Here is a 20440-nt window from a genome sequence, read left to right on the forward strand (position 1 = left end):
CCAGCTTGGATACATGGTCAGTTGCCAAAACGGCTTTTAATGTATGCTTCGCAGAGTTCAATACTTGCCTGGATGCCTTTTTTATGTGTGCGCTCAATACCATGAGATGCCGATACTCCTGGGCCAATAAGTCCTACGCGCAAATCATTGCCCGCTCGCAAAGCAGCAGATCCATCTGATCCGTAAAAAGGGTAAACATCAACCCGGTGGGGAATTTTGTTTTTTTGGGCCAGTTGGGTGAGTTTCTTTCTGAATTCATAATCATAGGGGCCACTGGAATCTTTGGCACAAATAGAGCAGGTGGTTTCCAGCCCGGAACAGGCTTCTCCAATCACGCCCATGTCAATGACCAATAATTCATCAACCTCACTTCCATAACCAACTGTACCGCCATGCCCCACTTCTTCATAATTTGAAAAGAAAATTTCTACTGGATAGCTTTTACCAGATGCTTTGATATTTTTCGCCAATTCCATCAATACAAAACAACCGGCTTTGTTGTCCATAAACTTAGATTTGATAAAACCGCTGTCTAGCTCAGTATAATAAGGTTCAAAACAAATGAAATCGCCCTGGCTGACTCCAAGCTTTTCAACGGATTCTTTTGAATCCACCTCTTCATCAATTCTGATGCACATGTTCTCTTCACTTCTTTCTGTTTTGCCCTGTTTGTTATTGGCATGCACAGCAGGGTCTTTGAGCAAAAGTGTGCCCTCATAGCACTTGTCTTCCAAGGTTCTAATGCGTACGTAACTTCCTTCATAAGCATTGAGCGAAGGGCCGCCCACTTTGCTGAAGCGCAGTGTGCCATCGCTGTTGATGCCACTTACCACTGCACCCAATGTATCAACATGTGCTGCTATGGACAATTTTGCTTCTTGTCCGAAATTGCATTTCACAGCACCTTTGTTGGTGAATTCAGGATTCCAGCCCATGTTTTTTAAATAATCAAATACGTATTGGCTTGCTTCACGGGTATATCCGCTTGGTGAATCGATTGCTATTAATTCTTTTAATGCTTTGGTATTCATTTATAGTGTGTGATTTTTGGCGAATTTACGGATTGTTGAGGGGTTTAGCTATACATCTTTCCGTTGGAAGTGCATTCTAAAAAAATAAGCCTGTATTTTAAAGTGATTTTCCTCCTTATCATACAACTTTTTCCTTTTCAGCTTGTTGTAAAGTCATAAACAAAAATTAAAATACTACGCCATGAAAAAATTAATTTTATTCCTAAGCGCATTTGTCTTTATTAATCTCAGCATTTCAGCACAGGGTTCATACGGACATGCTTTAACTATTTCAAAAGGTTATTCTTTTATTAACAGCAATGGATTGAGCAATATAACACCCATTGGAGCAGATCCTATTACTGATCATTTTATTTCAAGCAGCATTAATTTACGCAGTCATTTCAAAGGATTTATAATTGGGGCTGAAGGTAATATGGCCAGAAACTCAAATTCTTATGGCAGCATTTTCAGGAAAAATTCTGATCCAATTACTATTGATGCTCGTTTGTACAGTGGATTGGCACAATTTGGGTATGCAGTGCTGGACAAGTCGAAATTTAAATTGTACCCAATGGTAGGAGTTGGAGCAAATCGCACTAAAATTCAAATTGACAGACAACAAGATATTGATGCTTCTCAAATTGTAGATGGAGAATCAATGGGAACGACTTTTGACCTGGTACAGCGCAATTTCCTAATGGATTTTGGTTTAGGCTTTGACTATATTCTCGATTGTGGAAAAAAGATGGACAAAGATGGTGCTGATGAGAGTAAAATGAAAAGTAAAGGTTTATTGATGGGAGTGAAGGTAGGTTATCAACTGGCACTTGAAAATGACAATTGGAGACACAATGGAGGTGATGTAAATAATGGACCGAATTATGCTCCTTCAGGATTTTATGCTAAGCTCACTTTAGGTTTGGCTAGTTTTTCAGATCAGAAGAAATTCTGGAAAGGCGATAAAAAATAATTAATTGTGAATGATTGATTTGATGAAAAGGGAGTTGTTAATTTAGCTCCCTTTTTTGTTTTTTACCAGAGCATTACTCTTTTCAAGTAGAAAATCCATTAGGTCAATGAGTTTTTCATATTCCTGAATTAGGGCACTCATTTCTGGATCGGGATTGTTCCATTTCTTTTTCTTAAACTGCAAAAATTGTTTCATGCCCTGTTGGATGGATTCAATTTCAGCGCAATCTGATTGAAACTCCCGAATTGATTTTTCCCAGTGTTCTGGAATTTCTTCATGGTCTTTAATTGGCTTTTCTTTCAGGCGATTGTCAAACATTGCTTTTTCTATATTGCTGCCCAGCAATGCATCCAAACTAACATCAAAAAAACGGCTGATTTCCTGCAGCCTTTTGATATTCGGCTCAGAACCTCCAAATTCATAAGAAGCAATATTGCTGCGTGTATAATTTAAAGCATTAGCCAAAGCTGACTGACTGAGTTGCTTTCGCTTTCTTAAAAAGCTTAAATTTTTAGAAAAAAGGGGTTTCATATTTGAAAAATAAGATGAATTGCTTATTTTATGAACAATTAAAACAAGGTAGTGTTTATTAATTAAACAAAAAGACGATTACTATGAATGATTTTAGCATTTTAAAAAAAGGAATTTTAACAGGACTATTTTCTGCATTATTAATGGCGGCTTATTTTTTGACATTAGGCTCTATGGGAAAGAATACCTTGATGCTCCACAATATTGGAAAGACTATTTTAATTGTAATCCCGGTGTTTTTGTTATTTAGAAGTCATTTTCACCAGCGAGGCAAATTAAAATTAACTGAAACCTTAATGCTTGGAGGTGTATTTGCACTTACGGCCTCGATCGTTTTGGTTATTAGTGAGTTAATATTACACAGTTTGTTTTCCGCTCCACTTACACCTGTAGAATTTCAGGATAGCGAAATAGGTGCTGCAACACTGTATTTTCTTCTTACCTTGGAATTGTTTGGATATTCATTGTTGAGCTTGTTCCTTGGTTTTCAATTTTATAAAAACCGAAAATATGTGAAGCCAAAATAAACCCATAGGAAAAGAGCTGCTTTGGTGGTGATTCATATGGCTATAATGTAAATTCATCAAATGTATATCACTGTATTTTATTTGAAAAGGCGACTGATTATATTGCTCAGTTGCCTTTTGTTTTTTGTTTCTACCTCAATTGGGGCAGATAATAAAGCTGTATTGGACTTGAGAGACCATGATTTTCAAAATGATGAAGAAGTGGTACTTGATGGAGAATGGGGTTTTTACTGGATGCAATTGCTTAATCCAACACAACTAAGTGCTGATCCTGAACCCGATTATTATACAGAGCTGACAAAAACATGGGAACACCACAAGCAACTTGATTTTTCATTTAGCGCATATGGTTATGCTACCTATACTTTGGATGTATATATTGATCATGGTAATGCCCCGTTGCTGGCATTTTCTCTACCTCCCACATATTGTAGTTACAGACTGTTTATAAACGATCAAGTTTTTGCTGAAAATGGTGAAGTTGGAAAAGATAAAAAAGACTATGAGCCCCATTGGTTGCCCCAAAACAAATCATTTTTTGCTGATACTGATACACTAAAACTGGTTTTGCAGATTTCCAATTTTGATCATTTCAGAGGTGGAATTTCAAAACCGATTATTTTGGGCAATGCTGCATATATTTCCGATCACAGGGAATTGATCGTAAGTCTTAATTTATTATTGACAGGTATTCTCTTAATGTGCGGGTTCTTTTTTTTAGCGCTTTATGTATTGAAACAGCACGAAAAAGAAATTTTATACTTCTCAATATTTTGTATTGTGTTTATATACAGGGTATTGGCTTCAGATCCACAGTATCACCTACACCATTTGCTTCCGGATATTAATTGGCGGATAACTGTACATATGGAGTATTTCACGCTTTTTTTCCTGGTGTTTATATTCACCCGATTTATAAATGCATTGTATCCAAAGGAAAATAAAAAATGGTTTATCAGGGGATTTGCTGCTATTAGCTTGGCTTTTTGTGGGATTGTGATTTTCACACCGGTTTGGTTTTTTAGCTGGGCTGGGCAGTATTTCCTATTCGTTATTTTGTTTTTTGTAATATATTGTATTTATGTGTACTCAAGAGCTGTGTATAATAAAAGATCAGGAGCTGTTTATGCACTGTTGAGTATTGCAGTTCTTGGAATTGCTGTATGGTTAAATATATTGGGTTTTCGAAACATTATACAAACTTCACCGCTGTATATTTTCCTGGGTTTTTCCGGTTTTATCTCTTTTCAATCATTGATATTGACTTTTCGTTTTGCACTTTCCCTGCGCAAAGCAAAAGAACAGGCCGAGGAAGCAGCCCGTGCCAAATCTGATTTTTTGGCTACAATGAGCCATGAAATCCGAACCCCTTTGAATGGTGTGCTTGGAATGGCTGATTTGCTAGAAACAACAAGACTAAACCAAACACAAAAAGAGTATCTGAATACCATTAAAATTTCAGGCAAAAATCTTCTGGCTGTTATTAATGATATATTGAATTTTTCTAAAATTGAGTCCGGAAAGCTAAGTATAGAGAACAGTGAAGTTAATATTTACGAAGTAATAGATGATGTGTTTGCTATTACTTCTGCGCTTTCTAATAAAAAGGGCATAGATATGTTTTATCATATTGAAGATGATGTTCCTGAACATATAATGTCTGATGGAGGGCGTTTGAAACAGGTTTTAGTAAACCTGGTAAATAATGCTCTTAAATTCACAAAAGAGGGGTACATATATATTCGTGTAAGCAATAATGAAATAAATGGAGCAACTTGTGATCTTAAATTTGAAGTGGAAGATACCGGAATTGGGATCCCTGAATCAAAGCGTGTTAAGTTATTTAAGGCTTTTTCTCAAGTAGACACAGGTACTTCAAGGCGTTTTGGAGGTACAGGTCTTGGGTTGGTGATTTGCAAGCGCATAGTGCATTTAATGGATGGAGCAATAGGTGTTGAGAGTGAGCTTGGCAGCGGTTCTGTATTTTATTTTAACATTATCACCCGGAAAATAGATAAAGACAGCCGCTTTTCAGAATTTGATTTTAGCAAAAAATCCATGCTCATTGGGATGAAGAGAAATGAGGTGGCAGAAGCTTTGTCCACTTTTCTACAAAAGAATTTTGATTTCAAGGTTGAGATTACAAGCAATGTAAGTGACTTTTTAAAAATTGAGCAAAGTCAAAGTTTTGATGTGTCAGTGTTTGATATTGATATGTTAGATCACATAGATAAACTGGATAGTGTTTTGAAAAATGTGCATCATTTGAATGCTATGCTAATTCTTGCAAGGCCACAATACAAATTGAAGAAAAATCAACAAAATGACCTATTAAGAATTATCAATAAGCCCTTGCGCAATATTGTTTTACTGGAGCATTTAAGAGAATTATTTACACCCTCTGAAAAACCAACTATCGATCAGGTAAAAACAAATTTTGAGTCAAAGCCTTTGCAATCAGAATTTAAGGCTGACTTAAAAATCCTGCTTGCTGAAGACAATGCCATTAATCAAAAAGTGATGCAAAAAATGGTAGAAAACCTGGGTTATAAAATAGATATTGTTGAAGATGGTGTGGAAGTGATTTCTGCAATTAAGAATAAAGATTATGACCTGATTTTTATGGATATGCAAATGCCGCAAAAAGACGGAGTTCAAACTTCAATGGAAATTCGTCAGCTGAAATTGGAAAATGAGCCACTGATAATAGCCCTAACAGCTAATGTAATGCCTGAAGACAAACAAAAATGCCTGGATGCAGGTATGAATGATTTTCTTGCAAAACCTGTAAGCCGGGTAAATCTGCAGGATATATTTAAAAAGTATTTTGGAAGATGACCAACTTCAGCATTCTTTGTCAATATCTAATCTGGACAAGCCAGAACCAAAGAGGCAATGTCAACCATAACCCCTCAGTAGCCAATGTAGCCACAAGGCATGCCTTGTGGCTACATTGGCTTCCTCAACAGACCTGAATAAATTTGGTAAACCCTGACAATGAAAATTACCATTTTGGTTTTCTCCATTTCATGATAAGTTATTGATTTTCATTCGTCAAATTATGCAATTGCATAATGCGGGATAAAATAATTTCCTTCTGAACGACCAATGTTTACAAGGCTTTTCATGGGCATGAAAAATATTCTGCCAAAAAATGATTGAAGTTGAACCCTAGGGTACTAATCCTCCGACAAGTCTGGGCTTATTTGCCTGTTGATACTTCTTTCCAAGGAAATAAATGTCTCAGTGCGATCAATCCCACTGAGCTCCTGTAGTTTATCGTGCAATACTGCTTTTAAGTGATTGGTATCACGACACAGTATTTTTACAAACATGCTGTAGTTGCCGGTCGTATAATGGCAGCTCACCACTTCGGGAATTTCTTTCATTCCTTTGAGCACTTCTTGGTAAAGCGAACTCTTTTTGAGGTAAACACCGATAAATGCAGTAATGTCAAATCCGAGTTTTTCTGGGTCAACAATTAATTGATTGCCACTAATCACCCCTGAATTTGTCATTTTTTTAAGCCTTACATGGACAGTTCCACTTGAAACGTGTATTTTTTTCGCAATTTCCGAATAAGGCATAAGCCCATTTTGCATCAGTAAATGTAAAATTTGCCGGTCAACATTATCAATTGTATAATTTTTCCCCATTTTGAAAGTGCAGTTTTTGATAAAATTTAAAGTTAAGCTAAAAAACTAAACAAAAACGAAATTTTTTATGAATTTAATAAATTAGTTTCAATAATACACGCTATTTACTACATTTGTGTTTAATAATTGTTGGGTGATGAAACAGGCAGCCATGCCCTTCGGTCTCAGGGGTGAGGATTACGGGATAAACATCGGTTTACCGAAGCTAACCGCCTCATGAAGGTTCGAACCCTTCCCCAACAGCGATATTTTGGTTCATTTTTCCCTGGGCTTCGAGGTTAACGCTTCGGAGCCCTTTTTTTATCATGAAGAGTGGGGAAGGAGCGGTTTTGGAGTTGGTTTTAACCCGAAATATGCATTAGGAAATCTATTGCAGCATGAAATCACTTCAAAATCAGACACTTCGTTGCTGTTTTCAATTTCACCATAGCGATGCTATGCTAAAATTTCCAAACAGCCTGATTTTATTGTGCTTTCAAGCTTCCTGCCCGTACCGAAATGGTACGTTCGGGCGGGCATGACAAAGTCCCAAAGCATAATTCGGGTTTAAAATTATCTGGCATTCTGAGCAATAAATAATTTCCGAACTCAGGTTATAATATAAGAAGCTGGAATTTCGAGCGATGGCGAAATTGCCGTATTACAAGCATTCCACAAAACATTCTTGTTTTTAGCGGATAGCAGCTTAACTTTGAAGCTCTAAAATTTACCCCAAAAGAAAAAGCATGGAATACCAAAGTGCCGCTTTAGAGCAATTCAGTAAAGATTATTGGTCAAAAAACAATACCTACCGAGTAGAAAACAATACGGAAAAACCCAAGTATTACGTACTCGATATGTTTCCCTATCCTTCGGGTTCCGGGCTGCACGTGGGGCATCCGCTGGGCTATATCGCCTCTGATATTTATGCGCGATACAAAAGGCAAAGTGGCTTTAATGTATTGCACCCGATGGGCTACGATGCTTTTGGTTTGCCTGCTGAACAATATGCCATTCAAACGGGTCAGCACCCGGCCAAGACAACGGAAGACAATATAGCGAGGTACAAAAAGCAGTTGGATTCCATTGGCTTTAGCTTTGATTGGGACAGAATGGTGAAAACCAGCGACCCCGAGTATTACAAATGGACACAGTGGATTTTTATTCAATTGTTTAATTCGTGGTATGCAAAAGACGAAAACAAGGCACAGCCCATAGAAAAATTGAAACAGATTTTTGAATCGGAAGGAAACAAAGGGCTGAATGCGGCCACTGCCTGCGAGCAAACTTTTGGGGCAGATGAATGGAACAATTACAGCGAAAAACAACAGGCCGATATTTTAATGCAATACCGTTTGGCATTTCAGGCGGAGGCCATGGTCAATTGGTGCCCGGCACTGGGAACGGTACTGGCGAATGACGAAGTAGTGAATGGTGTTTCCGAGCGGGGTGGACATCCGGTAATGCGCAAATCCATGCGACAGTGGTTTTTGAGGATTACTGCCTATACCGAGCGATTGCTGAATGGGCTGGATCAACTCGATTGGCCGGAAAGCCTGAAAGAGCAACAACGCAATTGGATCGGCCGCAGTGAAGGTGCACAGGCATTTTTTCATTTGGCAAATTCCAATGAAAAAATCGAGGTTTTCACTACTCGCCCCGATACCATTTTCGGGGTAACTTTTATGGTGCTGGCGCCCGAACATCCTTTGGTAAAGGAAATCACAAGGCCCGATCAGCAAAAGGAAGTGGGCGAATATTTGGAATACGTATCTTCCCGTTCAGATTTGGAACGCCAATCGGAAGTGAAAAAAGTAACCGGGGCTTTTACCGGGGCTTATGCGGTGCATCCCTTTACCGATGAAAAAATCCCGGTGTGGATTGGCGAATACGTTTTGATGGGCTACGGCACCGGAGCCATAATGGCCGTGCCTTCCGATGATGACAGAGACAAAGCTTTTGCCGAGAAATTTGGAATAGAGATCATTCCTGTGGTCGATAAATCTGAATATCCCGATGCGAGCAGTGCGGATAAAGTGGGCAAAATTATCCATTCTGATTTTTTGAACGGAATGGAAGTTCCCGCTGCCATTGACAAAGCCATTTCTGTTTTAGAGGAAAAAGCTTTGGGAGAAAGAAAAATAAATTACCGCCTGAAAGATGCCAATTTCAGCCGCCAACGCTATTGGGGCGAACCTTTTCCGGTGTATTATGAAAATGGCATTGCCAAAACCCTGCCCGAATCGGAATTGCCTTTGGAATTGCCCAAAATTGAAAACTACAAACCCACCGAAACGGGCGAACCGCCTTTGGGTCGGGCCAAAGATTGGACTTATGAAGGCCATCCGTTGGATTTGAACACCATGCCCGGTTATGCAGGTTCGAGCTGGTATTTTTTGCGCTATATGAATCCTGATTTTACAGAAGGCCCTGTAGATCCTAAAGCAGAGCAATATTGGAAACAAGTGGATTTTTATATTGGCGGGGCAGAACATGCCGTAGGCCATTTGATGTATGCCCGTTTTTGGCAAATGTTTTTGTATGATATTGGCAAAGTCAGCATACAGGAGCCTTTTAAGAAACTGATCAATCAAGGGATGATTCAGGGGATGAGTGCTTTAATTAGGTCTATTAATACTGTATCAGGAGTTACTAGAGCAGGAAAAGATGTTGATTTGGTTTTAGCTTTTTCTCATGATGAGTTTAATGAAAATAAGAAGCCTGATATTGACAATGTGAAAAAATGGATTGAAAGTAAAGGCTATGAAGTTGTTAACCTTTCATCTTCAGTGAAAATTGGCGATTATCCATTTGAGAGTATCTCTAGGGTTAGAGTTGATATTTGTTATCTTAATTCAGATAGCTCTATTAATGATTTAGTATCATTTGAAGAATATTTGACTAAACTTCAAGGAAAAAAAGTAATCTGTATACCAAATTCAGAAGGCAAATTTATTTGTGAAAGAGAAGTAGAAAAAATGTCCAAGTCTAAGTTCAATGTGGTGAACCCGGACGATATCATTGAGCAATACGGAGCGGATGTGTTTCGCATGTACGAAATGTTTTTGGGGCCCATAGATGTACACAAACCCTGGAATACACAGGGCATAGATGGCGTGGCGAAGTTTATGCGCAAATTCTGGCGATTGATTTTTCAAGATGAAAAATTAATCCTTTCGGACGGGGAGGCTTCCGAGGAATCATTAAAAACACTGCACAAAACCATTAAGAAAGTGCGGGAAGATGTGGAGCGCTTGTCCTTCAATACTTGCGTGAGTGCCTTTATGGTTTGTGTGAACGAACTCAACGATCAAAACTGCCACAAGCGGGAAATATTGAAAACCCTAAGCCAACTGATAGCACCTTTTGCACCGCATACATCGGAATATTTGTGGCAGGAAGTTTTTGCGGAAAGCGGCTCGGTAACGGATGCGCCTTTTTCTGATTTTGAGGAAAAATACCTGAAAGAGGACAGCTACGCATATCCCATTAATATTGGCAAAAAGGTAAGGGCCAAAGTGGAATTGCCACTGGATATGGGCAAGGAGGCAGCCGAAAAAATTGTGCTCGAAAATCCGGATGTGCAAAAATGGACGGAAGGCAAAGAGATCAAGCGATTCGTATTTGTCCCCGGCAGGATTGTGAATATTGTGGTTGGATAGAACACACCTGCCTACGGTAAAGGCAGGGATAAGGCTGATTGTGCAGATAATCGCTGATTTTTTTTCAGACTTTGTAATACAAAACAAACTATTTTTCATTTTTCTTAATTTTAAGGAAAATTCAATGTTTTGCCAGATAAAGAATTTATTAAATTTCTTGAGGAGGCTGGGAACGAATGTCTTAGAATAAAGATTAAGACAGAGAATGTAGAAATCAATGATATTGTTGTTCAATATGAATCAATCCTTCATAAAACAAAATGAAAACTAAAGACATCAACCGCAATATTTCTTTAACATTTGATTTTATAAGGGAAGTTGTAAAAGACCCTTCTCAAATTCACAGTATTCCTGATAATTCTACTATAGAGTTCATCGAAAAAGGCTTTCCTATTCCTGAAACCAACAAGAAAACCCAACCCGATAAATATTTCAGGGTAGAGCACCGCTTTAAAAACATTTCAGACAAAAAATTATCGGCTTAATTCAAAGAAACCAGATTATGAGTGTATTGTCATATAATAAAAATATTCCTGAAAAATTTATAATTTCCAATAAGGAAATACAGAATGGTCAGCCTGTCTTTAAAGGCACAAGAGTACCTGTGCAAACATTATTTTGGCATTTGGAAAAAGGTATAAGTATTGCTGATTTTTTAAAAGACTATCCAAGTGTAAAAAAAGCTCAGGTTTTAGGTGTATTGAAAATGGCCAATAAAATTTTCAGTTCTGAAAAATTGAACAATATTTATGAAAATATTGATTGATGAAAACTTGCCAAAAAGATTAAAAACAGATTTTCATGACCATGAAATCTATACAGTAAGTGATAAAAAGTGGAATGGAAAAAAGAACGGGGAACTACTTCAGCTAATGATAAAAGAAGGATTTGATGTGCTGCTTACTTTTAATAAAAATCTTCAATACCAGCAAAATTTCATTAAATATCCAATATCTGTCATCCTGATTGATGCCAGCGACAATACTTATTTTACCTTGAAAGCCTTTACTCCCAAAATTTTGAACCTTATCAAAAAAGGATTAAAAAATGGTGCTAATATTGTTAAGTAATCTGAATAAATGAAATTTTCTAATGCATCTCCCAGATTGAAGCCTACTCTATTATAACAATCAATGTCATCTGCGTTCTATTAAACCCGCATTATGCAATTGAAAAGTAATTACATAATTTGACGAATGAAAATCAATATCTTATCATGAAATGGAGAATACCAAAATGGTGATTTTCATTGTCAGGGTAAAATAAAAAGTAAACTATGCGAATTTTATACCTGTTTTCACTCTCTTTTTGTTTGAATTTTCTGATTCATCCACAACTGCAAGCCCAATCTACCCAAGAATACAGCAGCGATTACGACCTGAAATGGAAGAAATATAAATCGAAGGAATTTAGCTTTAAATGTAAATTGCCCCTTGAACACCAGGTGAAAATCACGGAAGATATATTTGGTAAAGAACTGCAGCTTTCCAGCGAACACAATTTTCTTTCCTTTTTTATTTATGCGCGAAAACACAAAAATGACTTATCAGAAGAAGATCCCGAAGATATGAGTATTGATGCCACCTATAATTTTTCGAATGCCATGGAAGGTGAACTGGTCTATATGCGGGGTACTGAACATTCTGGTGTGGTTGGCCATGAATCACGCATGAAATTGGAAAATGATATGCAGGCGCGCTATGCTGTTTTTTTTAAAGATCAGATGCAATACCAATTGGTAATGGTTTTTCTGAGTGATGAATCTGAGAAATATTTTCACAAAATGCTGAAGAAACTGAAATTTAAGTAATTGAGAAGCATTCTGCTCAAAAAAGATACCTTTAGAACATATTTAAAGCTGCGTAAATTATTCCTGTAGAGTGGATTGAATCCTTATATTTGCGCATAATTTTACAAAAACCAGCTAAAATCGAAAAACATGTCAGCAGATCGCATTAGACAATTATTGGGGAAAGAGGCTGATACTCTTCTAAATCACGAATGTAAGACCATAGATAAATCCTTACTACACTTGCCAGGTCCAGACTTTGTAGATCAAAGCTTTGCATTGAGCAATCGCAATACACAGGTGCTGAGAAATATGCAGGAGATATATAACCACGGTCGTCTGGCAAAAACCGGTTATGTCTCTATATTACCTGTTGACCAGGGAATAGAACATTCAGCAGGTGCTTCATTTGCGCCCAATCCAATTTATTTCGATCCTGAAAATATTGTAAAACTTGCCATTGAAGGAGGTTGTAATGCCGTAGCTTCTACATTTGGGGTTTTAGCAGCTAATTCAAGAAAATATGCCCATAAAATCCCTTTTATTGTAAAGCTCAATCACAATGAATTGCTGACTTATCCCAATACTTTTGATCAGATTTCATTTGGCAGTGTTAGGGAAGCATGGAATCTTGGAGCAGCAGCAGTTGGTGCTACTATTTATTTTGGTTCTGAAGAATCCAATCGCCAAATACAGGAAGTCGCACAGGCTTTTGAATACGCACATGAACTCGGCATGGTGACCATACTTTGGTGTTACCTGCGCAACAGTGACTTCAAAAAAGATGGAAAAGACTACCATGTGGCTACCGATATTACCGGACAAGCCAATCATATTGGTGTAACCATTCAGGCAGATATAATCAAGCAAAAAATGCCTGAAAACAATGGTGGATATAAAGCTGTCGGTTTTGGAAAAACACACGATAAAGTTTATTCAGAACTCAGTTCTGATCATCCGATTGATTTGTGTCGCTACCAGGTGACCAATTGTTATATGGGGCGCAATGGTTTAATCAATTCTGGTGGTGCTTCAGGAGGTGCTTCCGATCTGAAAGATGCTGTAACTACAGCAGTAATCAACAAGAGGGCAGGAGGAATGGGATTGATTTCAGGAAGGAAGGCTTTTCAACGCCCAATGAAAGAAGGTGTGGAGCTGCTCAATGCCATACAGGACGTGTACCTGGAAAAGAAAATCACAATAGCATAAAACCAGCAAGCTTGGCTTGTTGATAATTAATTGGTTAAATCTAAAGAAGAATAGCTTATCTTAATATTTCAGCTTTGAATGGTGCGGATATAAATTTGTTCGAACAAGCTGATGAACAATATTTTTAACAAAGTTTGAACTATAAATAACAGCTGTTTTAAAAATTGCGGTTTATTTTTTTGAAATTAGCCCCATAAAGTAGCGGGAAAAATATGAGCTGGTTTAAACGAATTAAAGAAGGGATTACTACATCTACACGAGAGAAAAAGGAAGCTCCCGATGGATTGTGGTATCAATGTCCAGGATGTAAAGCTACTTTTACGCAAAAAGAACTCAAAGAAAACTTTCATGTTTGCACACAATGCGGCCATCATGAGCGCATAGCTTCTTCCGAATATTTTGAGCTTTTATTTGATAACGGCAAATACAAGTTGCATTTTCAAAACTTGAAATCAAAAGACTTTCTAGATTTCACCGATCTTAAGTCTTATAAAGACCGGCTTAAAGATGTGGAGGAAAAATCAGGACTGAATGATGCTATACAAGTTGCGTATGGAAAAGTAGAAAAGCAAAAACTGATAGTAGCGGCCATGGATTTTAGCTTTATTGGCGGATCTATGGGTTCAGTAGTAGGAGAGAAGATTGCCAGATCTGTAGATTACTGCATCAAACACGAAATTCCACTTATGATTATTTCTAAATCCGGTGGGGCGCGCATGATGGAATCTGCATTTTCATTGATGCAAATGGCAAAAACCAGTGCAAAACTCACTCAACTCTCAAAAGCCGGATTGCCCTATATATCACTTCTTACAGACCCTACGACAGGTGGTGTAACAGCATCATTTGCAAGCCTTGGAGATATAATTATTGCAGAACCCGGAGCTTTGATCGGATTTGCCGGTCCCAGGGTAATCAGAGAAACTATTAAAAAAGAATTGCCCGAAGGATTTCAGCGCTCTGAATTTCTTATAGAGCACGGCTTCATTGATTTTATTGTTACGCGTAAAACACTCAAGCACAAAATTTCTGATCTCTTATTTTTCTTTTCTCATTAATTTTTCATTTGAATAGAATAATGGCTACCTTTGCAGCTTATACAGTAAATAGTAATTAATAGAAGATGATAACAGCAGAAAAGAAAAAAGAAATTTTTAAAAAATTTGGGGCCAATGAAAAAGACACCGGCTCTACCAAAGCCCAAATCACACTTTTTACGGAAAGAATCAAAGAAATCACTGGGCATTTGAAAAACAACAAAAAAGATTTCTCATCTACCCGCTCATTGATCAACATGGTAGGAAAGAGAAAAAAATTATTAAAATATCTTGCTAAAAAAGATTTGGAAGGTTACAGAGCCCTGATCAAAGAATTAAACTTAAGGAAGTAATACCTGAAAAGAGTCTTATTTTTATAAGGCTCTTTTGTCTTTGTGCTACCAAATTTTTATTTACAATTAAATTAAGCTTATGTCTATTAATCCAATAACCAAGTCCGTTGATTTAGGCAACGGAAAACCAATTAGTATTGAAACCGGAAAACTCGCTAAACAAGCCGATGGCTCGGTTGTAGTACGCCAGGGCAACACCATGTTGCTCGCCACTGTAGTTTCTGCAAAAGAAGCAAGAGAGGGAATGAATTTCCTTCCTTTAACAGTAGAATATCTTGAAAAATATGCTTCTGCCGGAAAATTTCCAGGAGGTTTCTTTAAAAGAGAGGCACGTCCCTCAGAACATGAAATATTGATAGCCCGTCTTGTTGACCGTGCACTCAGGCCGCTTTTTCCGGATGATTACCGCTCTGAAACACAGGTGATTATTTCCCTGATCTCTGCCGAGAAAAACACTCCCCCAGATGCACTGGCCTGCCTTGCTGCATCTGCTGCAATTGCAGTTTCTGATATACCGTTTAATGGCCCCGTTGCTGAAGCACGCGTGGTTCGCATCAACGGAGAATTTCAAATTAATCCATCATTGGATTTGCTTGAAAGTGCAGATTTAGATTTACTCGTTGCCGCCAACAAAGACAACGTAATCATGGTGGAAGGAGAAATGAATGAAGTTTCAGAAAAAGAAATGGTTGAAGCCATTGCATTTGCACATGAAGCCATTAAAAAAGCCTGTGAAGTTCAATTGGAATTAGCTGAAGCTAAGGGAACAAAAGACGTTTACAGAGAATACAGTCAAGAAGAAAAAGATGAAGCATTTGAAAAACGTGTTTGGGATGCAACATTTGAAAAGTGTAAAGAAATTGCACTTCAAGGACTTGCCGATAAACACAAGCGCTCTGAGTTGCTCAAAGCAGTAAAGGAAGAATTTAAAGAAAGCCTTTCTGAAGAAGAGTTGGAAGAAAAAGGTGATTTAATAGGAGGTTATTTTCACAATGCTGAAAAGGAAGCCATTCGTTCAGTAGTATTAGATAAACGTGTTCGCTTAGATGGCAGGAAACTGGATGAAGTTCGTCCAATATGGTCGGAAGTGAATTATTTGCCTTCAGCACATGGTTCTGCAATATTTACGCGTGGAGAAACCCAGTCTTTAACAACAGTTACACTGGGTACCAAATTAGATGCACAAACTATTGATGGCGCACTTATAGAAGGCTCACATGAATTTATGTTGCACTACAATTTCCCTCCATTTTGTACAGGTGAAGCCAAATTTTTGCGCAGTACTTCCAGAAGAGAAATTGGACACGGAAACCTAGCACTGAGAGCTTTAAAAAGAGTAATTCCATCTGATAATCCATACACTATCAGAGTGGTTTCTGATGTATTGGAATCAAATGGTTCATCTTCAATGGCTACAGTATGTGCAGGAACCCTGGCATTGATGGATGCCGGAGTGAAAATCAAAAAACCCGTTTCCGGAATTGCAATGGGATTGATCACTGATAAAAGTGGGAAATTTGCTGTATTATCCGATATCCTTGGCGATGAAGATCACCTGGGTGATATGGATTTTAAAATAACAGGTACCAAAGATGGTATCACAGCCTGCCAGATGGATATTAAAGTCGATGGACTTCCATATGAAGTTTTGACACAAGCATTGGAACAGGCAAAAGCCGGTAGAGCACATATCATGAATGAAATGTTGAAAACAATTGATGCTCCAAGAGAAGATTTTAAACCACATGCTCCGAGAATAGTGACATTGACTGTTGAAAAAGATTTGATTGGCGCGATAATCGGGCCTGGAGGAAAAATTATTCAGGAAATTCAAAACAGCAGTGGAGCCAAAGTTTCTATTGAAGAGGTTGATGGCAAAGGCTATGTAGAGATTTTCTCAGAAAATAAAGAATCCATTGATCAGGCTTTGGCCAAAATCAAAGGAATTATTTCTGTTCCAGAACCCGGAGAGGTTTATGAAGGTGTTGTAAAATCAATTATGCCTTATGGCGCATTTGTAGAGTTTTTGCCCGGAAAACAAGGGTTATTGCACATCTCTGAAATTTCATGGACACGAATAGAGAATTTGGACGGTGTATTCAGCGAAGGAGATACTGTAAAGGTTAAACTACTCGAAGTAGATAAAAAGACAGGAAAATACAGATTGTCGAGAAAAGTTTTGTTGCCAAAAGAAGCTGAGGAAGCTTAATTTTCTTAAGCTGGAATTATTTAAAATTAAAGGGGGTTAAGTTAATTGACTCCCTTTTTTATTTTAGAGTCGTAACAATGGAGTCGGTTCTCCGTAAAAGAGGGCAAACAAACCACTTACACCATGCGGCAATTAAAGATAAGCAACAAGATTACTCAGCGTGACAGTATTGCTCTGGATCGCTATTTACAGGAAATTGCCAAAGTAAATCTCCTTACTGCCGAGGAGGAAGTAGAACTTGCACAGAAAATTAAAAAAGGCGATAACGCTGCCTTAGAAAAATTGGTGAAATCCAATTTGCGATTTGTAGTATCAGTAGCCAAGCAATATCAAAACCAAGGTCTTGCCCTTAGTGATTTGGTTAATGAAGGAAATCTCGGTTTAATCAAAGCAGCAGAAAGATTTGATGAGACTAAAGGCTTTAAATTTATCTCATATGCTGTTTGGTGGATCCGTCAATCTATAATGCAGTCCCTGGTTGAACACTCAAGAATTATTCGTCTGCCTGTTAACAAAGTTGGCTGTTTTAATCAGATCAACAAAGCAATGGCCGATTTTGAGCAGGAATATCAAAGAGAACCTACGGATGATGAATTGGAGAAGCTCTTAAAGATGAATATCAGTGAAATCAATGCAATTATTGCTAGCGCCAATAAGCCTATGTCTATGGATGCACCTCTTGGTTTTGAGGGCGGTGGCAACATGTATGATATCATTAACAGTGATGAGCTCAGCGAAACTGAAAAACAAATTGTATCAGAATCCCTGAAAAAAGAAATCAAAAAAGCAATGTCTGTACTTCCCGAAAGAGATGCTGAAATTCTTTCTTATTATTTTGGCCTGAAAGGTGAAATTTGCATGACACTAGAGGAAATCGGAAATATATTTGGACTTACACGCGAACGGGTAAGGCAAATTAAAGAGCGTGCCTTAAGGAGAATCCGTAAAACTTCTTCTTGTTCAAGTCTTAAATCTTATCTGGATTAAAAACATGCATTATTAATATGTTAAGCAAATCATAGTGTTCCTGGGTAAGTGTATAAAATTAAAAAAGGCTGGATTCAACTGAATACAGCCTTTTTTAAATATGATATTTATTTGTCAGTTGATACTTTTGATTAGCACTGCCTCTTCTTTAGCAATATCGTTTTCACCCAGCAGCACCTCTTTTTCAGGAGCTTTTTCCTTCTGACTGTGAGCCCCGGTTCCCTGCACTTGTCCCAAAATAGGCGCAATCACCAATCCAATCAGGCATGTCAATTTGATAAGAATGTTCATTGAAGGGCCTGAAGTGTCTTTAAAGGGATCTCCAACTGTATCTCCGGTAACAGCAGCTTTATGTGCTTCAGAGCCTTTATAAGTCATTTCACCATCGATCATTACTCCTGATTCAAAAGATTTTTTAGCATTGTCCCAGGCACCTCCTGCATTGTTTTGGAAAATGGCCCAAAGCACACCTGAAACAGTAACCCCTGCCATGTAAGCCCCAAGTGATTCAGCACCCATAGCAAAACCTACAATAATAGGGGATACTATAGTTATTGCTCCTGGAAGCATCATTTCACGAATGGCTGCATTGGTAGAGATTTCAACGCATTTGCCGTATTCCGGTTTTCCTGTTCCTTCCAGAATTCCGGGTATTTCCTTGAATTGTCTTCTCACTTCTTTTACCATTTCCATAGCGGCTCTACCAACAGCATTCATGGCTAATGCAGAAAATACTACGGGAATCATTCCTCCTATAAATAAAGCAGATAGAACTTTTGCCTTAAAGATATTAATACCGTCAATTCCCGTGAAGGTGACATACGCTGCAAAAAGTGCCAAAGCTGTTAAAGCAGCTGAAGCAATGGCAAAACCTTTACCTATTGCTGCAGTTGTATTTCCCACAGAATCGAGGATATCTGTTTTTTCTCTTACATCGGCAGGCAATTCGCTCATTTCTGCAATTCCACCTGCATTGTCAGCAATAGGACCAAAAGCATCAATGGCCAACTGCATGGCAGTTGTAGCCATCATAGCCGAAGCGGCAATGGAAACGCCATAAAACCCTGCAAATGAATAAGCGCCCCAGATTGCTCCTGCAAACAGCAAAATTGGCAATGCCGTAGAGATCATTCCCACACCAAGACCTGCAATGATATTTGTTGCGGCACCTGTTGATGAGTTTTGAACTATGCTCATTACAGGGCCTTTATTCATTGCTGTATAATGTTCAGTGAAGTATGAAATAGCTGCACCTACAAACAATCCGATTACAACAGAACCAAATACATGGTTGGGAGTAACACCTACAGAGCCTTCTCCGAAAAATTCCATTTGCATTTGTGCTGGCAACATCCAGTGGATTAAGAAGTAAGCTGCAATACCGGTGAGTATAATTGAAGCCCAGTTGCCTATATTCAAGGCTTTCTGAACAGAAGCTTCACTGGCATTTTCTTCTTTTACTTTAACCATCATAGTGCCAATAATAGAAAAGATAATTCCTATGCCTGCGATAACAAGCGGTAACAAAATTGGGCCGATTCCTCCAAACTGATCGCTTATAGAACCACCCATATCTGTTATAACATAATTTCCCAATACCATAGCAGCCAATACCGTAGCAACATAAGAACCGAATAAATCAGCGCCCATTCCGGCCACATCACCAACATTGTCACCAACATTATCTGCAATTGTTGCAGGGTTTCTCGGGTCATCTTCCGGAATTCCTGCTTCAACTTTTCCAACAAGATCGGCACCTACATCAGCAGCTTTAGTATATATACCGCCACCTACACGGGCAAAAAGGGCAATAGACTCAGCACCAAGTGAAAAACCTGCCAATGCCTCCAAAACTACAGTCATGTCGTGGGTACCATTCTCTGTCCATTGACCACCCATAAAATATTGATAAAGCAATATAAACAACATAGAAAGACCGAATACAGCCAAGCCTGCAACGCCCAGTCCCATTACGGCACCTCCGTTGAAAGACACATTCAATGCTTTAGAAAGACTGCTTCTTGCTGCCTGGGTTGTGCGCACATTGGCTTCAGTAGCTATACGCATTCCTATATTGCCTGCTACTGCAGAAAATACAGCACCAATGACAAAGGCAACCACAATAAACCAGTGTGTAGATTCTACAAAGGCAGAAACTACACCCAGTAGAACTCCTGCTACAACTACAAATATGGCGAGTACACGATATTCCGCATTCAAAAATGCAAGGGCACCTTCTTTGATATGAGTGGCCAGTTCCTGCATTTTAGGAGTGCCGGCATCTTGTTTTTTAACCCACATTGATTTGTAAGCCATTACTATAAGGCCAATAATGGCCAAAGCGGGTACTAGATAGATTGTATTTTCCATGAAATCTCTAAATTGTGTATTGGTTTATTAAATGGTTTGCAATATTAAGCTTTAAAAGAAAAAGGAGCAATATTTCTGTCAATTATAGCTCCGTTTAGATTGGAATTTATCCACATTTTCAGCACGACTATGTGTTTTATGACTGAAT

At 38.2% G+C, this 20440-nt stretch carries 17 protein-coding genes; 13 read left to right on the forward strand and 4 right to left on the reverse strand.

Going from position 1 to position 20440, the window contains the following annotated elements; genetic code table 11:
* Positions 1–17: 17 nt before the first annotated feature.
* Entirely contained in the window at positions 18–1031 is a 1014-nt protein-coding gene (locus WD048_02805) for a M42 family metallopeptidase (GenBank protein MEX0811118.1), read from the reverse strand.
* 181 nt (positions 1032–1212) lie between these two features.
* Here WD048_02805 and WD048_02810 point away from each other — a divergent pair, with 181 nt between their 5' ends.
* Positions 1213–1983, forward strand: a complete 771-nt coding sequence (locus WD048_02810; GenBank protein MEX0811119.1) for a hypothetical protein — start codon at positions 1213–1215, stop codon at positions 1981–1983.
* A gap of 42 nt (positions 1984–2025) precedes the next feature.
* Here the strand turns inward: WD048_02810 and WD048_02815 are convergent, their stop codons facing one another.
* Positions 2026–2514, reverse strand: coding sequence for a helix-turn-helix transcriptional regulator (locus WD048_02815; protein MEX0811120.1), 489 nt, complete (start codon positions 2512–2514; stop codon positions 2026–2028).
* Between the two features lie 83 nt (positions 2515–2597).
* Here WD048_02815 and WD048_02820 point away from each other — a divergent pair, with 83 nt between their 5' ends.
* Positions 2598–3041: a hypothetical protein gene (locus WD048_02820; GenBank protein MEX0811121.1), complete on the forward strand. Its 444-nt coding sequence runs from the start codon at positions 2598–2600 to the stop codon at positions 3039–3041.
* A gap of 60 nt (positions 3042–3101) precedes the next feature.
* Complete coding sequence (locus WD048_02825) at positions 3102–5879, forward strand: response regulator (protein ID MEX0811122.1); 2778 nt, start codon at positions 3102–3104, stop codon at positions 5877–5879.
* Between the two features lie 341 nt (positions 5880–6220).
* Here WD048_02825 and WD048_02830 read toward each other — a convergent pair whose 3' ends face one another.
* Positions 6221–6697: an Lrp/AsnC ligand binding domain-containing protein gene (locus WD048_02830; GenBank protein ID MEX0811123.1), complete on the reverse strand. Its 477-nt coding sequence runs from the start codon at positions 6695–6697 to the stop codon at positions 6221–6223.
* A 725-nt stretch (positions 6698–7422) separates the two neighbouring features.
* Here WD048_02830 and WD048_02835 point away from each other — a divergent pair.
* From WD048_02835 to WD048_02880, 10 genes are all read left to right on the forward strand, one after another.
* Positions 7423–10338, forward strand: coding sequence for a class I tRNA ligase family protein (locus tag WD048_02835; GenBank protein ID MEX0811124.1), 2916 nt, complete (start codon positions 7423–7425; stop codon positions 10336–10338).
* 260 nt (positions 10339–10598) lie between these two features.
* On the forward strand, positions 10599–10823 hold the full coding sequence (locus WD048_02840; GenBank protein ID MEX0811125.1) for a hypothetical protein: 225 nt from the start codon (positions 10599–10601) through the stop codon (positions 10821–10823).
* A 17-nt stretch (positions 10824–10840) separates the two neighbouring features.
* Positions 10841–11104, forward strand: coding sequence for a DUF433 domain-containing protein (locus WD048_02845; protein MEX0811126.1), 264 nt, complete (start codon positions 10841–10843; stop codon positions 11102–11104).
* Complete coding sequence (locus WD048_02850; GenBank protein ID MEX0811127.1) at positions 11088–11408, forward strand: DUF5615 family PIN-like protein; 321 nt, start codon at positions 11088–11090, stop codon at positions 11406–11408. Before WD048_02845 ends, WD048_02850 begins: the two co-directional genes overlap by 17 nt.
* A gap of 206 nt (positions 11409–11614) precedes the next feature.
* Positions 11615–12148 (forward strand): hypothetical protein, encoded by a 534-nt coding sequence (locus WD048_02855; protein MEX0811128.1) that lies wholly within the window; start codon positions 11615–11617, stop codon positions 12146–12148.
* A 129-nt stretch (positions 12149–12277) separates the two neighbouring features.
* Complete coding sequence (locus WD048_02860) at positions 12278–13336, forward strand: class I fructose-bisphosphate aldolase (GenBank protein ID MEX0811129.1); 1059 nt, start codon at positions 12278–12280, stop codon at positions 13334–13336.
* Between the two features lie 212 nt (positions 13337–13548).
* Positions 13549–14394: an acetyl-CoA carboxylase, carboxyltransferase subunit beta gene (gene accD, locus WD048_02865; protein MEX0811130.1), complete on the forward strand. Its 846-nt coding sequence runs from the start codon at positions 13549–13551 to the stop codon at positions 14392–14394.
* Between the two features lie 65 nt (positions 14395–14459).
* Complete coding sequence (gene rpsO / locus WD048_02870) at positions 14460–14726, forward strand: 30S ribosomal protein S15 (protein MEX0811131.1); 267 nt, start codon at positions 14460–14462, stop codon at positions 14724–14726.
* Positions 14727–14805: 79 nt separating this feature from the next.
* The gene (gene pnp / locus WD048_02875; GenBank protein MEX0811132.1) at positions 14806–16935 is read left to right on the forward strand and encodes a polyribonucleotide nucleotidyltransferase; all 2130 of its coding nucleotides are present in this window, start codon (positions 14806–14808) and stop codon (positions 16933–16935) included.
* A gap of 123 nt (positions 16936–17058) precedes the next feature.
* Positions 17059–17922: an RNA polymerase sigma factor RpoD/SigA gene (locus WD048_02880; GenBank protein MEX0811133.1), complete on the forward strand. Its 864-nt coding sequence runs from the start codon at positions 17059–17061 to the stop codon at positions 17920–17922.
* Positions 17923–18036: 114 nt separating this feature from the next.
* Here WD048_02880 and WD048_02885 read toward each other — a convergent pair whose 3' ends face one another.
* The gene (locus tag WD048_02885) at positions 18037–20292 is read right to left on the reverse strand and encodes a sodium-translocating pyrophosphatase (GenBank protein MEX0811134.1); all 2256 of its coding nucleotides are present in this window, start codon (positions 20290–20292) and stop codon (positions 18037–18039) included.
* Between the last annotated feature and the right edge of the window lie 148 nt (positions 20293–20440).

This window comes from Chitinophagales bacterium (genome assembly GCA_040877935.1).
In the GTDB taxonomy this organism is placed as follows: Bacteria; Bacteroidota; Bacteroidia; order Chitinophagales; family CAIOSU01; genus JBBDNB01.